Source organism: Pseudomonas sp. B21-059, from assembly GCF_026016285.1.
Classification (GTDB): domain Bacteria; phylum Pseudomonadota; class Gammaproteobacteria; order Pseudomonadales; family Pseudomonadaceae; genus Aquipseudomonas; species Aquipseudomonas danubii.
Map to the genome: position 1 here is coordinate 846,983 of NZ_CP087201.1, position 13,828 is coordinate 860,810.

The following is a 13,828-nucleotide window of genomic DNA, read 5'->3' on the forward strand; positions in this document are numbered from 1 at the left end:
CTGCGACCCACCTTTGAGCGGATCGGCGATCGACAGCTGCACCACGGGGCGCCGATGGGCTACTGTGAGCCCGGCCAGAGAGGACGATGGGGGCGGGTTATCCACTTAGTGGGCGATTGCTATCCACTGGGTTGGCAGCGTTGCCGGCTGGCGCAAAACTTGCCCTGTCACACAAGACGCGCCGTCAGAGCGCGCTGAATAATAATTGCCGTGGGTGCGCCGTGATGAATAGCAAGGCTGATGGGCTGTTTCGCGAGATTCGTATCGATCGCTATGACCTTGAAGGGGCCAGGAGCTGGATGGCGGGTATCTGTGGGCCGCATCGCCTGGAAACCGCTAACCCCGAACGCATTCGTTTCCACCACAGTGCCAACGTCCTCAGGTCACGCGCCACGACCCTGGGCATCATCGAATACGGCACCGACGTGGTCGTCGATATCGAGGACACCGAGCGCTTCAGCAGCTACAGCCTGAGCCTGCCCCTGTGCGGCGAGCAGGAGCTGAGCAAGGACGGTCGCCTGCTGCGTTCGGACCCTGACCAGGGGGTGATCATTGCCCCCAACGAAAGCCAGGTGCTGGCCATCTCCGGCGACTGCCGCAAGTTGCAGGTGGTGATTTCCCGGCCGGCCATGAGCGAAGCCCTGGAGGCATTGCTGCAACGCCCGGTCGAGCAGCCGCTGCGCTTCGAGCCTGCCATGGACGCACGGCAGGGCGCCGCCGCGGCCTGGTGGCGCATGGCGCATCACTTCATTGGCGAACTGGCCCAGGGCAACGAACTTTACGAGCAACTGGCCTTCACCCGGGAAATCGAGAGCTCCCTGATCAAGGGGCTGATCCTGGCCCAACCCAACAACTACTCCGCGGAGCTGCAGGCGATGCTCGGGATCAAGCTGCCGCATTACCTGGTGCGGGCCCGCCAGTACCTGCACGAGCATGCCCGAGAGGCGGTACACCTGGAGGACCTGGAAGCCGCCGCCGGCGTTTCGCGCTTCAAGCTGTTCGAGGCCTTTCGCAAGTACTTTGCCCTGTCGCCCATGGCCTACCTCAAGCGACATCGACTCAATGGCGTGCGTCAGGACATTCTCGAACACGGCGCTGCGCGCAATATTTCCGAGATTGCCCTGGCCTGGGGCTTTACCCACCTGGGGCGGTTTTCCGCGGAGTACCGCAAGCTGTTCGACGAGGCGCCGAGCGCCACGGCTCAGCGCCACCAGGCACGGCGCCCGGTGGGGTTCTAGGACGGACTACTTGCGCAGCACCAGATCCAGCAGGCCGTCCTGTTCCTTGATCTTCTGCAGGACGATTTCCGAGCGGATATCGGTAACCCCGGACGCGCGGTTCAGGTGATTGACGATGAAATCCGAGAAGTGCTTGAGGTTGCGCGCCCGGATGCGCAGCACGTAGTTGCTGGCGCCGGTGATCACGTAGGCGGCTACCACTTCCGGCCATTGCTGGACCTTGCTGATAAAGGTCTCGTGCCAGCCTTCCACGTCCTGGCGCAGGGACACATGGACGATGGCTTCCAACTCGATCCCCAGGCGCTCGGCGTTGAGCTGGGCGCGATAGCCGCTGATGATCCCGTCGCCTTCGAGCATGCGCAGGCGGCGCAGGCAGGCGGAGGGTGAAAGGGCGACTTTCTCTGCCAGTTCCTGATTGCTGATACGCCCATCCTGTTGCAGGAAGTGCAGGATGCGCAGGTCGGTGGAGTCGAGGGTCATGGCTGGCATAAATCCGCGTTTTTTATTGAAGGATTAGAATTTTATTCGAGATTAGTACGATAACGCGCTGCACTTTGCACGAAAATTCTCTGCGGCTTCGTCCATTATTTCCTGGGTTTGCGGGTCGCCCAGACCCCGTGCCCGGCCCGCGCCAGGCGTACATGACCTTGACCAAGACAGGACTTCCAATGATCGATAAAAACCACTGCCTGCGTCTCGATGAACAGGACCCACTGGCGCCGCTGCGCCAACAGTTCGCCTTGCCCGAGGGCGTGATCTACCTCGATGGCAACTCCCTGGGTGCTCGCCCTGTGGCCGCCTTGGAACGGGCCCGGCAAGTGATCGAGCAGGAGTGGGGCGATGGCCTGATCCGCAGTTGGAACAGCGCCGGCTGGCGCGACCTGCCGCAGCGCCTGGGCGACCGCCTGGCTCCGCTGATCGGCGCCGGCAGTGGTGAAGTGGTGATCACCGACACCACCTCCATCAACCTGTTCAAGGTGCTCAGCGCGGCCTTGCGGGTGCAGGCCGAACGCGCCCCCGAGCGGCGGGTGATCGTTTCCGAAAGCAGCAACTTCCCCACCGACCTGTACATCGCCGAGGGACTGACCCAGATGCTTGAGCAGGGCTATTCCCTGCGCCTGGTGGACAGCCCGGAACAACTGCCGGCGGCAATCGACCAGGACGTGGCGGTGGTGATGCTCACCCACGTCAACTACAAGACCGGCTACATGCACGACATGCAGGCCGTCACCGGACTGATCCACGAAGCCGGCGCCCTGAGCCTCTGGGACCTGGCCCACTCGGCCGGCGCGGTGCCGGTGGAGCTGAATCGCAGCGGCGCCGACTACGCCATCGGCTGCACCTACAAATACCTCAACGGCGGCCCGGGTTCGCAAGCCTTCGCCTGGGTTGCTCCTGCCCTGTGCAATCTGGTGACCCAGCCACTGTCCGGCTGGTTCGGCCATGCCCGACAGTTCGACATGGCCACCCAGTACGAGCCCGCCAGCGGTATCGCCCGCTACCTGTGCGGCACCCAGCCGATCACTTCGCTGGCCATGGTCGAGTGCGGCCTGGAGGTCTTCGAACAGACCGACATGCAGAGCCTGCGGCGCAAGTCCCTGGCCCTGACCGACCTGTTCATCGAGCTGGTGGAACAGCGTTGCGCCGGCCATGACCTGAAGCTGGTGACCCCACGCGATCACGCCAAGCGTGGCAGTCACGTGAGCTTCGAACACCCTGAAGGTTATGCCGTGATCCAGGCCCTGATCGCCCGGGGCGTGATTGGTGATTATCGCGAGCCGCGCATCATGCGTTTTGGCTTCACCCCGCTGTACACCCGCTTCAGTGAGGTCTGGGACGCGGTGCAGATTCTCGGTGAAATCCTTGATCAGAAAACCTGGGCCCAGGCGCAATTCCAGGTGCGTCACAGCGTGACCTGAGACGCGCTTCACCTCCTGGTTGCCGCCCTGTGCGGCGGCCAGGCCAGCGGCACAAGGACGGGCCGTCACAACGATTCATACGTGCACACAACAATAAAGAGGCACTTAAAGTGACCACCTCCAACAAAGGTTTCGAAGCGATTTCCAATCGCGAGCACGGCCTCAGGCGCCAGCTGACCGCCGGCCAGATGAGCATGATCGCCATCGGCGGGGCCATCGGCACCGGGCTGTTCATGGGCAGCGCCTATGCCATCGGCTATGCCGGCCCCAGCGTGCTGCTGAGCTACGCCATCGGTGCGCTGATCACCCTGATCCTCATGGGCTGCCTGGCGGAAATGACCGTGGCCCATTCCACCTCCGGTTCCTTCGGCGCTTATGCCGAGTTCTACGTCAGCCCGCTGGCCGGTTTCCTGGTGCGCTACGCCTACTGGGCGGCCATCGTTCTGGCGGTGGGCGCCGAAGTCACGGCCATCGCCATGTACATGAAGTACTGGTTCGCCAACGTTCCGGAATGGGTGTGGATCATATCCTTCTCCAGCGTGCTGATCCTGCTCAACGCCATCAGCGTGAAGACCTTCGGCAACTTCGAATACTGGTTCTCCACCATCAAGATCGCCGCCATCGTCGGCTTCATCATCCTTGCGGTGTATGTGGTGTTCGGCTCCGGCAACCCCGATTACGGCGTGCACAACTACAGCGCCCACGGCGGCTTCTTTCCCAATGGCTTCGAGGGCATGTGGATCGCGGTGATCGTGTCGATCTTCAGTTACCTGAGCGTGGAAATGATCGCGGTGGCGGCGGGAGAGGCCAAGGACCCGCAACGTGCGGTGAAGCAGGCGTTTCGCGCCACCATCGTGCGCCTGGTGGTGTTCTACCTGCTGACCCTGGCCCTGATGCTGGCCATCGTGCCCTGGGTCCAGGCGGGCAAGGCCCAGAGCCCGTTCGTCACGGTGATGCAGACCATCGGCATTCCCGGGGCCACCGGGGTGATGAACTTCGTGATCCTGATCGCGGCCCTGTCGGCGATGAACAGCCAGCTCTACATCACCACGCGGATGATGTTCAGCCTGTCCCGCGCCGGCTTTGCGCCCAAGTCCATGGGCGCCCTGAGCAAGACCGGGATTCCGCTGAATGCCTTGTTGCTGTCCAGCTCCGGTATTGCCCTGGCCACCTTGATCAACGTGCTGTACCCGGAGAGCTCATTCGTCCTGATGATGGCGATCTCGATGTTCGGCGCGATCTTCACCTGGTTCATGATCTTCCTCACCCACTACTGCTTCCGCCGTTATCACCAGCGTCATGGTGAACAGCAACTGTCGTTCCGCATGCGCCTGTTTCCCTACAGCACCCTGCTGGGACTGGTGCTGATGGGGGCGGTGATGATCACCACCTTCTTCACCGAGGCGTTCAAGATGACCCTGGTGTTCGGCGTGCCCTTCCTGCTGTTACTGACCCTGGTCTACTACCTGTGCTTCCGTAAGCCCAGGACGGTCGCCGGACTGTCCGAGGTCTGAGGCCACGCCTCCCGGATTCTCCGGGCATCGCTGGTGCAGGTTGTGTATAGCGTGCGTAGTGAGCGACTAAGGAGGGTGGCGAGGTCTCGCCACCTTGCGAGGCTGGGTCTCCTGGGCCTTAGCGGCTTACAATGCGATCCGCCTGGGCGCAATCGCTGGGTGGTGGCAGTCATCCCCGACTTGAGTTGTGGTGAGTGTCGCGCTTGCGGCGAACGAGCCGACTTGAAAATCGAAAGCCTTCAAAGGTGCTGTGCATGACAAATTGGCAACGTGGTGACTTAGTCGAGCTGGACGGCCTTCTGGCGGTCGTGGTCGGCATTGAGGGGGACCCCAATGTCCCCGAGGAACACATCGCAGTTTGGTTTGGTGCCCCAAGTTGCCTCCGAAAGTCTAAGGGCGGAGCTGGTGGAGCGAGTCCGGAGGTCTGGACGGTGCCAGCGTACTTGTTCGTGCGAGCCGCTGAGCCTGATTGGCGTCACTGATTAATTGAATTTTCTATCGGAATGCACCTTTCCGCTCCTTTCTCAACGACCCGCTAGAGGCTGCCCAGGGGGCACTCTTCGCGAGCCTGTTGCAGGCTGGTCTCGAAGACTTCGAGCCGGCTCTGCAACTGCTGCAAGTCATCGATCTGTTGTTGCAGCTCGCGCCTCTTTTGCGCCAGGGCGGCCTGGGCGCGGTCCCAGGGAAAGGCCTGGCCCTGGTGCGTGGCGAACACCTGCTGCAATTCCTTGAGCTTGAACCCCAACTGCTGCGCGCATTTGATGAACATCAGTTGCTCGACGCTCTGGGCGTCATAGAGGCGGTAGCGACCCTGACGCGGAGCTTCGGGCAACAGGCCGATGGCTTCGTAGTGACGGATGCTCTTGACGGTGGTCCCGGACAGTTGCGCGGCTTGGCCGATGTACATGAAAACTCCTTGTTCAGTACCGGTTTCGGGCGGTGGACAGCGTTGCGCATTATCCGGTGGATTCACTGCCTGGCAAGGTACTGCGCCTGCATCAGCCAATCCGCCTTGCGTTCTTCGCTGGCGTCCAGCACCGGGCCAAAGGTCAGGGTGCGCAACGGCTTGATGCCGCAGAAGGCCAGGGTGGTGCGGCGCATCTGCTGCAAGCCGGGCATGCGATAGAACCAGCGGAAATACCAGGGCGGGGTGTCCATGGTCACCATCAGGTGGGCGGTGCGGCCCTTGAGCAGTTGCTCGGGAAAGGCCTTGCCGGGGCGGTACTTGAAGGCGAAGCCCGGCAGCAGCACACGGTCGAGAAAGCCCTTCATCAGGGCTGGAATCCCACCCCACCAGATGGGGAAGACCCAGGTCAGGTGCTCGGCCCAGAGGATGTCGGCCTGGGCCCGTTGCAGGTCTTCCTCCAGAGGCTGGATCTGCCGGTAGCCTTCGCGCAGCACCGGATCGAAGCGTAGGTCGCCGAGCCTGAGCTGGCGCACGTCATGCCCGGCTTCCTGCGCCGCCTTCACATAGCGCTCGCTCAATGCCGCGCACAGGCTGTTGCGCGAGGGGTGGCCGAGAATCACCAGGATGCGTTTGCTCATTGCCGTGGTCCTTGAGGGATAAACCCCAAGGCTAAAGTCTGCCCCTAAGGGGAGAGTCAAGGCGGCAGCAGTGCCGCGCACAAACCTTGGGCATACAGCGGCAGCGTTGCGAAGTCACGGGCGCACAACAGCAACCGGCGCCGGGCCCAAGCTTCGCTCAGAGGGCGGGACTGCAATGGCAGGTGACGGTTGCGCTCCAGGGCCGCCAGGGGCACCAGCGCCAGCCCGGCCCCACGGGCCACCATGCGCAGCAGGGCGTCGAAGCCTTCGGCGCGGATGCGCAATTGCATGCGTCGTCCCAGGTGCAGGGCCTGTTCCTCCAGATACACCGCCAGGGCGCTATGGCTGGCCAGGCCAACGTAGTCGTGGGCCAGGGTGTCGTTGAAGCTGAGGTTGGGCTGCAGGCTCAGCGGGTGATCCTGGGGCATCACCAGGACCAGCGGATCATCACGGAAAGGCCGGCTCATCAGTCCCTGAATGTCCACCGCGTCGGAGACGATACCCAGGTCTGCCGCACCCTGGCGCAGGGCGTGGGTGATGCGCTGGCTGGGCAGTTCCTGCAGGTCGATATCCACCTGGGGCTGGTTGTGCAGGAAGTCCGCCAGCAGCTCCGGCAGGTACTCGCTGAGGGCGGTGGTGTTGCACAGCAAGCGCACCTGGCCCTTGATTCCCTTGGCGTATTCGGCGAGGTCCTGTTGCAGGTGTTCTGCGTACAGCAACAGCGTCCGGGCATGTTGGGCCAGGGCCTTGCCGGCGGGCGTCGGGCGAATGCCGCGGCGCCCGCGTTCGAGGAACTCGATGCCCAGGGAGGCTTCCATGGCGCGGATTCGAGCGCTGGCGGCGGCCAGGGACAGATGGCTGCGAGCGGCCCCGGCGGTGATGTTGCCGGCGTCGAGAATGTTCAGGTACAGCCGCAGGTCGATCAGGTCGAAGTGCATGGGGCATTCCTCGGGGAACGGGGTCTCTTACGGAGGCCGTGCAGATGTTTTTGTAGGAGCCGGCTTGCCGGCGAAGGGGCCTTAGGATTTTGCATCGGGCTTGAGTGCGCCTTCGCTGGCAAGCCAGCTCCTACGGTGGTGGCGGGCAATAGGTTTTTGCATGTGCCTATTGCCTGGCAAGAGGCTGGCTCAGTATATGGCAGATTTTCAGCTCGGCGGGCAGGGCGCAGGATAGGCCCATGAACAGCTCTCTCGCGTTTTATCAAAACCTCGGACTGGCCCTTTCTCTGCTGGTCATCGGCACATTCCTGCTGGCCGGCATGATCAAGGGGGTGATCGGCCTCGGCCTGCCCACCATCGCCATGGGGTTGTTGGGACTGGCTATGGCTCCGGCGCAGGCTGCAGCCTTGCTGATCATTCCGGCGACCCTGACCAATCTCTGGCAACTGGCCTTTGGCGGGCACCTGCCGGCCTTGCTCAAGCGCCTGTGGCGGATGTTGCTGGCGATCTTCGTCGGCACGGCCGCCGGTTCATTGTGGTTGGGCATCGAGGGCGGGCATTGGGTGGTGCGGGGGTTGGGCGCGGCGTTGCTGCTGTATGCCCTGAGCGGCCTGCTGTTGCCGACCCTGCGCGTGTCGCCGGCCCAGGAGCGCTGGCTGGCGCCGCTGTGCGGGCTGGTCACCGGGGTCATCACTTCGGCCACCGGGGTGTTCGTGATCCCGGCGGTGCCCTATCTGCAGGCCCTGGGCTTGAACAGGGATCAGTTGGTGCAGGCCCTGGGCCTGTCGTTCACCGTCTCGACCCTGGCCCTGGCCGCCGGCCTGCTGTGGCGTGGCGCCCTGGGCAGCGCCGAGCTGGGGGCTTCCTTGCTGACCCTGGCCCCGGCGCTGTTGGGCATGTGGCTGGGGCAATGGTTGCGCCAGCGCATCAGCGCCTTGCTGTTCAAGCGGGTGTTCTTCATCGGCCTGGGGCTGCTGGGCGGGCATCTGTTGATCAGCGGCTAGACCTTTGGCTCAGCGGCCAGCCGCGGCCGGGCTGAGCATGTCGATGGCGCGGATCTCGAAGTCGCGCTCCAGGTAGTCCATGCGCGCGTCGAGAAACTGCTGCATGTGCGGCAGGCCAGAGTGGCTATCCAGCGCCTCCTGGGAAGCCCAGACCTCGTAGAAGATGAACAGGCTCGGGTCTTCCCGGTCCCGCAGCATGTGGTACTCGATGCAGCCGGCTTCAGCGCGGCTGGCGGCGACATGGCTCAGGAAGAACGCCTGGAAGGCGTCGGCGCGTTCGGGACGGGTCTTGGCGTGAAGGATAAAGGCCTGGGGCGTGGACATGCGCAAAGCACTCATTGACGGGGAAGGTGCTGAAGATCCTAAGGCAAAGATCGGCTATCGATTCGTGCGTTTTAGTCAAATGTATTTTGAGCGACCCGGGCTTATTCTCCGCTCCCGGCCTGATTAACCTGCCGCCATCGTTTGCAACCTTCACAGCCCGTCGCTGCCGATGCGCGATGGGCTGTCCCCGATGAGGCCGGATCATGAAAAAAGTACTGCTGCTCAATGGCGCCAAACAGTTCGCCCACTCCGATGGCCGTTACAACGCCACCCTGCACGACACCGCCCTGGCGGTGCTGGATCGCGGTGGCCTGGAGGTCAAGGTCACCCATATCGACGAGGGCTACGACATTCAGGAAGAAGTGGCGAAGTTTCTCTGGGCCGACGTGATCATCTACCAGATGCCCGGCTGGTGGATGGGCGCGCCTTGGATCGTCAAGAAGTACATCGACGAAGTCTTCACCGAAGGCCACGGCAGCCTCTACGCCAGCGATGGCCGGACCCGTTCCGACGCCTCGCAGAAATACGGCAGCGGCGGCCTGATCCAGGGCAAGCAGTACATGCTGTCGCTGACCTGGAACGCGCCGCAGCAGGCCTTTGACGATCCGACCGACTTCTTCGAAGCCAAGGGCGTGGACGCGGTGTACTTCCCGTTCCACAAGGCCAACCAGTTCCTCGGCATGCGCGGCTTGCCGACCTTCCTCTGTGTCGACGTGATGAAGCGCCCGAACATCGAAGCCGACGTACAGCGCTACGCGGAGCACCTCAAGGCGGTGTTCAATCTCCAGGGCTGAATCCGGCTACTATTGAGCGCCTTGAAGCGGGCCTGCGGTTTATCCAGGGCCCACCCGCGCCGATAAAGGACTCCTGTGAAAGCCCGATCCGACGAGTTGCAAGTCTTGGTTTGCGTCATCGAGTGCGGTTCGATTTCCGCCGCCGCCGAGCAATTGGCCCAGACCCCTTCGGCGGTCAGCCGCACCTTGTCGCGGTTGGAGGCCAAGCTCGACACCACGCTGATCAATCGTACCACTCGACGCATGGACCTGACCGAAGAAGGGCGCTACTTCTTCGAGCAGGCCAAGCTGATTCTCGACCAGATGGACGAGCTCGAAGAGCGCCTGTCCTCGCGCCAGCGCAATCCGTCCGGGCGTTTGCGGATCAACGCCGCGTCGCCTTTCATGCTGCACGCCATCGTTCCCCATGTGGCTGAGTTCCGCCGCCTGTACCCGGACATCCAGCTGGAACTCAACAGCAACGACCTGATCATCGACCTGCTGGAGCAGAGCACCGACATCGCCATCCGCATCGGCGTGCTGGCGGACTCGACCCTGCATGCCCGCTCCCTGGGCTGTAGCCCGCTGCATATCCTCGCCAGCCCCGATTACCTGGCCCGCCACGGCACGCCGCACAGCGTGGCCGAACTGGCCGAACACACCTTGCTCGGCTTCACCCAGACCGAAACCCTCAACCACTGGCCGTTGCGCCATGTGCACGGTGATCGCTGGCAGATCCAGCCGGGCATCAGTGCCTCCAGCGGCGAGACCTTGCGCCACCTGGCGCTGGAGGGGCAGGGGATTGCCTGCCTGTCGCATTTCATGACCATCGACGACATCCGCGCCGGGCGCCTGCAACCGGTGCTGGCCTCGTTCAACAGCGGCTACCGCCAGCCGATCAACGCGGTGTACTACCGCAACTCGCAACTGGCCCTGCGCATCCAGTGCTTCCTGGATTTCATCCAGGGCAAGCTGGCGGACTACGCCAGCCCCGAGTTCCAGGGCTGAAAGCCCCGTTCCCCGCCTATCACCCGTAGGAGCCGGCTTGCCGGCGAAGAGGCCCCCAGGTTTTGCGCAAGTCTTGAAATCGCTTTCGCTGGCAAGCCAGCTCCTACGGTCATTTATGTTTGTGGATTGGTACGCGCGTACTGCAATTGACGATTGCTCAAACCGTGATCCCGGGCCTATGTTCTTGCCGTTCAAAAACAAGAAAAGGAAGGACTTTATGCGCATCCTGTTGTTCAAGACCCTGGCCCTGACGGCCGCCATCGCCGCCAGCAGTTCGGCGTTCGCCGTGACCCTGGAAGGCGGCGCGGTGGCTGCGCCCAACCAGTACGGTGCCGATGTCGCGGCGCAGATCCTGAAGAAAGGCGGTAACGCGGTGGACGCCGCGGTGGCCACGGCCTTTGCCCTGGCAGTGACCTACCCCGAAGCCGGTAACATCGGCGGCGGCGGTTTCATGACGATGTTCATCGACGGCAAACCCTACTTCCTCGACTACCGGGAAACCGCGCCCAAGGCCGCGACCCGGGACATGTACCTGAATGAAAAGGGCGAGGTGATCGAGAACCTGAGCCTGGTGGGCGCGCGCGCCGCCGGGGTGCCGGGCACCGTGATGGGCCTGTGGGAAGCTCACCAGAAGTTCGGCAAGTTGCCGTGGAGCGAGTTGATCACGCCGGCCGTGGGCTACGCGAAAAACGGTTTCAAGGTGGCGGACAAGCAGTACCAGTACCGCGAGGATGCGTTGAAGCTGTTCAACGGCAGCACCAACTTCGGCGATTACTTCGGCAGCATGAAACCCGGTGAAACCTTCCGTCAGCCGGAGTTGGCCGCCACCCTGGAACGCATCGCCGACCAGGGCGCCAAGGAGTTCTACAGCGGCAAGACCGCCGACTTGCTGGTGGCGCAGATGCAGGCCGACAAAGGCCTGATCACCAAACAGGACCTGCAGGACTACAAGGTCCAGTGGCGCCAGCCGCTGCAGGTCAGCTTCCGTGGCAACACCCTGTACACCGCACCGCCACCCAGCTCCGGTGGGGTGGCCCTGGCGCAGCTGATCAGCATCAAGGAAGAACGTGCCGCGGACTTCAAGGGCGTCGAGCTGAACTCGGCCAAGTACATCCACTTGCTGGCGGAAATCGAAAAGCGCGTGTTCGCCGACCGTGCCGACTACCTGGGCGACCCGGCGTTCTCCGACGTGCCGGTCAAGCAACTGACCGACCCGGCCTATCTGAAAAAACGCGCCGCCGAGGTCAACCCGAATGCCATCTCGGCCACCGAGAAAGTGCGTCCCGGGCTTGAGCCGCACCAGACCACCCACTTCTCCATTGTCGATGCCCAGGGCAACGCGGTGAGCAACACCTACACCCTGAACTGGGATTACGGCAGTGGCGTGGTGGTCAAGGGTGCAGGCTTCTTGCTCAACGATGAGATGGATGACTTCAGTTCCAAGCCCGGCGTAGCCAACGCCTTCGGCGTGGTGGGTGGCGATGCCAACGCCATCGCCCCGGGCAAGCGCATGCTGTCGTCCATGAGCCCGAGCCTGGTGACCCGCGATGGCAAGGTCACCCTGGTGCTGGGCACCCCCGGTGGTTCGCGGATCTTCACCTCGATCTTCCAGGTGCTGAACAACCTCTATGACTACAACCTGCCCCTGGAAAAGGCCGTGGCCGCGCAGCGCGTGCATCACCAGTTGCTGCCCAAGGACACGATCTACTACGACGCCTATGCGCCGCTCACCGGCAAGGTCGCCGATGAGCTGAAAACCATGGGCTACACCCTGGAAGACCAGGGTTGGGAGATGGGTGACATCCAGGCGATCCGGGTCAATGGCACCCAGCTTGAAACCGCTTCCGACCCCCGCGGTCGTGGCGTCGGCAAGGTCGTCAAATAACCGCTGCCCCCTGTAGGAGCCGGCTTGCCGGCGAAGAGGCCTCCGGGTTTTGCGCCAGCCGCGAAATCGTCTTCGCTGGCAAGCCAGCTCCTACATTCGTTGTGCAGGCTCCGACGGCCGGCTGGTCGTCGATGGCTCAATTCCGTAACATTCCCCGCCTTCTTTCCGCTCTTCCCAGGGCCGCGCCTGCCGGTCCGCCTATCAGGTCAACCATGAAAGCAAAACGTCTGCGCGCCGATGTCCTGGCCGGACTCACTACCTCCTTCGCCTTGCTCCCCGAATGCATCGCCTTCGCCCTGGTGGCCCATCTCAACCCGTTGATGGGCCTGTACGGCGCCTTCTTCATCTGCACCCTGACCGCGCTGTTCGGTGGTCGGCCGGGCATGGTGTCCGGCGCTGCCGGTTCCATGGCGGTGGTGATCGTCGCCCTGGTGGTGCAGCACGGGGTGCAGTACCTGCTGGCCACGGTGTTGCTGGGCGGGCTGGTCATGGTCGCCTTTGGCCTGCTGCGCCTGGGCAAGTTGGTGCGCATGGTGCCGCACCCGGTGATGCTGGGGTTCGTCAACGGCCTGGCGATCGTCATTGCCCTGGCCCAGCTGGAGCATTTCAAGAGCGGTGAACACTGGCTCAGCGGCCAGGCGCTGTACCTGATGGCCGGGCTGGTGGCGCTGACCATGGCCATTGTCTACCTGCTGCCACGCCTGACCCGAGCGGTGCCACCGGCCCTGGTGGCGATCCTCGGCGTTGGCGCATTGGTGTACCTGCTGGGCCTGCCGACCCGCACCCTGGGGGACATGGCCCACATCGCCGGCGGCCTGCCGAGCCTGGCGCTGCCCCAGGTGCCATGGAATCTGGACACCCTGGGCATCATCGCGCCCTACGCGTTGCTGATGGCCATGGTCGGCCTGCTGGAAACCCTGCTGACCTTGAACCTCACCGACGAAATCACCGAGAGCCGTGGCTACCCGGACCGCGAATGCGTGGCCCTGGGCGCGGCCAATGTGGTGTCGGGCCTGTTCGGCGGCATGGGCGGCTGCGCGATGATCGGCCAGACCGTGATCAACCTCAGCTCCGGTGGTCGCGGGCGCTTGTCCGGGGTGGTGGCCGGGGGGCTGATCCTGCTGTTCGTGCTGTTCCTGTCGCCGCTGATCGAGCGCATTCCCCTGGCGGCCCTGGTAGGGGTGATGTTCGTGGTGTCGCAGCAGACCTTTGCCTGGGCCTCGTTGCGGGTGATCAACAAGGTGCCGATGAACGATGTGCTGGTGATCCTCGCCGTGAGCGTGATCACGGTGTTCACCGACCTGGCCATAGCGGTGTTCTGCGGCATCGTGATCGCGGCGCTGAACTTCGCCTGGCAGCAGGCCCGGGAGCTGTACGCCGACGCTCACCTGGAGGCCGACGGCAGCAAGCGCTATCACTTGCACGGCACGTTGTTCTTTGCTTCCACCACGCCGTTTCTCAATCAGTTCGACCCGGCGGGTGACCCGCAGCACGTGACCGTCGACTGTCGCCACCTGAGCTTTGTCGACTACTCGGCCATCGCCGCCCTGAAAACCTTGCGCGAGCGCTATGCCAAGGCCGGCAAGCAACTGCGGGTGCTGCACCTGTCGGAGCGTTGCAAGAAGCTGCTGAAACGAGCCCGGGTGCAACACGACTGAAGCCCGGGGGCGAGTGGCAGTG

12 protein-coding genes and 1 pseudogene are annotated in these 13,828 nt (G+C 63.4%); 8 read left to right on the plus strand and 5 right to left on the minus strand.

The genetic code is table 11. The features are described from left to right. Positions 1 to 224: 224 nt before the first annotated feature. Entirely contained in the window at positions 225 to 1,238 is a 1,014-nt protein-coding gene (locus LOY69_RS03755; protein ID WP_265074150.1) for an AraC family transcriptional regulator, read from the plus strand. 6 nt (positions 1,239 to 1,244) lie between these two features. Here the strand turns inward: LOY69_RS03755 and LOY69_RS03760 are convergent, their stop codons facing one another. Then, a complete protein-coding gene (locus tag LOY69_RS03760; protein WP_102878281.1) occupies positions 1,245 to 1,718 on the minus strand; it encodes an Lrp/AsnC family transcriptional regulator in 474 nt (157 codons plus the stop codon). Positions 1,719 to 1,906: 188 nt separating this feature from the next. On the opposite strand from LOY69_RS03760, the gene kynU reads away from it, so the two are divergent. Both kynU and LOY69_RS03770 read left to right on the plus strand, forming a co-directional pair. Next, the gene (gene kynU, locus LOY69_RS03765; RefSeq protein ID WP_265074151.1) at positions 1,907 to 3,157 is read left to right on the plus strand and encodes a kynureninase; all 1,251 of its coding nucleotides are present in this window, start codon (positions 1,907 to 1,909) and stop codon (positions 3,155 to 3,157) included. Between the two features lie 110 nt (positions 3,158 to 3,267). Then, positions 3,268 to 4,681, plus strand: a pseudogene (locus tag LOY69_RS03770) (amino acid permease); the annotation flags it as partial. A 525-nt stretch (positions 4,682 to 5,206) separates the two neighbouring features. On the opposite strand, the gene LOY69_RS03775 reads toward LOY69_RS03770, so the two are convergent. The 3 genes from LOY69_RS03775 to LOY69_RS03785 all read right to left on the minus strand — a co-directional run bounded on the left by LOY69_RS03775 (position 5,207) and on the right by LOY69_RS03785 (position 7,154). Continuing rightward, positions 5,207 to 5,578, minus strand: coding sequence for a MerR family transcriptional regulator (locus LOY69_RS03775; RefSeq protein ID WP_102878285.1), 372 nt, complete (start codon positions 5,576 to 5,578; stop codon positions 5,207 to 5,209). A 62-nt stretch (positions 5,579 to 5,640) separates the two neighbouring features. Further along, positions 5,641 to 6,216, minus strand: coding sequence for an NAD(P)H-dependent oxidoreductase (locus tag LOY69_RS03780; RefSeq protein ID WP_102878286.1), 576 nt, complete (start codon positions 6,214 to 6,216; stop codon positions 5,641 to 5,643). Positions 6,217 to 6,272: 56 nt separating this feature from the next. Then, positions 6,273 to 7,154: a LysR substrate-binding domain-containing protein gene (locus tag LOY69_RS03785; RefSeq protein ID WP_110653100.1), complete on the minus strand. Its 882-nt coding sequence runs from the start codon at positions 7,152 to 7,154 to the stop codon at positions 6,273 to 6,275. A gap of 239 nt (positions 7,155 to 7,393) precedes the next feature. Between LOY69_RS03785 and LOY69_RS03790 the strand changes: the two genes are divergently transcribed. Beyond that, complete coding sequence (locus LOY69_RS03790; RefSeq protein ID WP_265074152.1) at positions 7,394 to 8,158, plus strand: sulfite exporter TauE/SafE family protein; 765 nt, start codon at positions 7,394 to 7,396, stop codon at positions 8,156 to 8,158. A 9-nt stretch (positions 8,159 to 8,167) separates the two neighbouring features. Here the strand turns inward: LOY69_RS03790 and LOY69_RS03795 are convergent, their stop codons facing one another. After that, positions 8,168 to 8,482: a putative quinol monooxygenase gene (locus LOY69_RS03795; RefSeq protein WP_102861038.1), complete on the minus strand. Its 315-nt coding sequence runs from the start codon at positions 8,480 to 8,482 to the stop codon at positions 8,168 to 8,170. Between the two features lie 203 nt (positions 8,483 to 8,685). Here LOY69_RS03795 and LOY69_RS03800 point away from each other — a divergent pair, with 203 nt between their 5' ends. The 4 genes from LOY69_RS03800 to LOY69_RS03815 all read left to right on the plus strand — a co-directional run bounded on the left by LOY69_RS03800 (position 8,686) and on the right by LOY69_RS03815 (position 13,806). Next, positions 8,686 to 9,276: an NAD(P)H-dependent oxidoreductase gene (locus tag LOY69_RS03800; RefSeq protein ID WP_102861039.1), complete on the plus strand. Its 591-nt coding sequence runs from the start codon at positions 8,686 to 8,688 to the stop codon at positions 9,274 to 9,276. 75 nt (positions 9,277 to 9,351) lie between these two features. Beyond that, positions 9,352 to 10,263 (plus strand): LysR family transcriptional regulator, encoded by a 912-nt coding sequence (locus LOY69_RS03805; RefSeq protein ID WP_265074153.1) that lies wholly within the window; start codon positions 9,352 to 9,354, stop codon positions 10,261 to 10,263. Between the two features lie 217 nt (positions 10,264 to 10,480). Beyond that, positions 10,481 to 12,148: a gamma-glutamyltransferase gene (ggt, locus tag LOY69_RS03810; protein ID WP_110653096.1), complete on the plus strand. Its 1,668-nt coding sequence runs from the start codon at positions 10,481 to 10,483 to the stop codon at positions 12,146 to 12,148. A gap of 212 nt (positions 12,149 to 12,360) precedes the next feature. After that, complete coding sequence (locus tag LOY69_RS03815; RefSeq protein WP_102878292.1) at positions 12,361 to 13,806, plus strand: SulP family inorganic anion transporter; 1,446 nt, start codon at positions 12,361 to 12,363, stop codon at positions 13,804 to 13,806. Positions 13,807 to 13,828 lie beyond the last annotated feature (22 nt).

Bases quoted from the DNA above. Each gene is read 5' to 3' on its own strand.
- LOY69_RS03775 (WP_102878285.1), bottom strand. From the start codon at position 5,578: ATGTACATCGGCCAAGCCGCGCAACTGTCCGGGACCACCGTCAAGAGC.
- LOY69_RS03755 (WP_265074150.1), top strand. From the start codon at position 225: ATGAATAGCAAGGCTGATGGGCTGTTTCGCGAGATTCGTATCGATCGC.
- LOY69_RS03760 (WP_102878281.1), bottom strand. From the start codon at position 1,718: ATGACCCTCGACTCCACCGACCTGCGCATCCTGCACTTCCTGCAACAG.
- kynU (WP_265074151.1), top strand. From the start codon at position 1,907: ATGATCGATAAAAACCACTGCCTGCGTCTCGATGAACAGGACCCACTG.
- LOY69_RS03795 (WP_102861038.1), bottom strand. From the start codon at position 8,482: ATGTCCACGCCCCAGGCCTTTATCCTTCACGCCAAGACCCGTCCCGAA.
- LOY69_RS03785 (WP_110653100.1), bottom strand. From the start codon at position 7,154: ATGCACTTCGACCTGATCGACCTGCGGCTGTACCTGAACATTCTCGAC.
- LOY69_RS03800 (WP_102861039.1), top strand. From the start codon at position 8,686: ATGAAAAAAGTACTGCTGCTCAATGGCGCCAAACAGTTCGCCCACTCC.
- LOY69_RS03790 (WP_265074152.1), top strand. From the start codon at position 7,394: ATGAACAGCTCTCTCGCGTTTTATCAAAACCTCGGACTGGCCCTTTCT.
- LOY69_RS03780 (WP_102878286.1), bottom strand. From the start codon at position 6,216: ATGAGCAAACGCATCCTGGTGATTCTCGGCCACCCCTCGCGCAACAGC.
- LOY69_RS03815 (WP_102878292.1), top strand. From the start codon at position 12,361: ATGAAAGCAAAACGTCTGCGCGCCGATGTCCTGGCCGGACTCACTACC.
- ggt (WP_110653096.1), top strand. From the start codon at position 10,481: ATGCGCATCCTGTTGTTCAAGACCCTGGCCCTGACGGCCGCCATCGCC.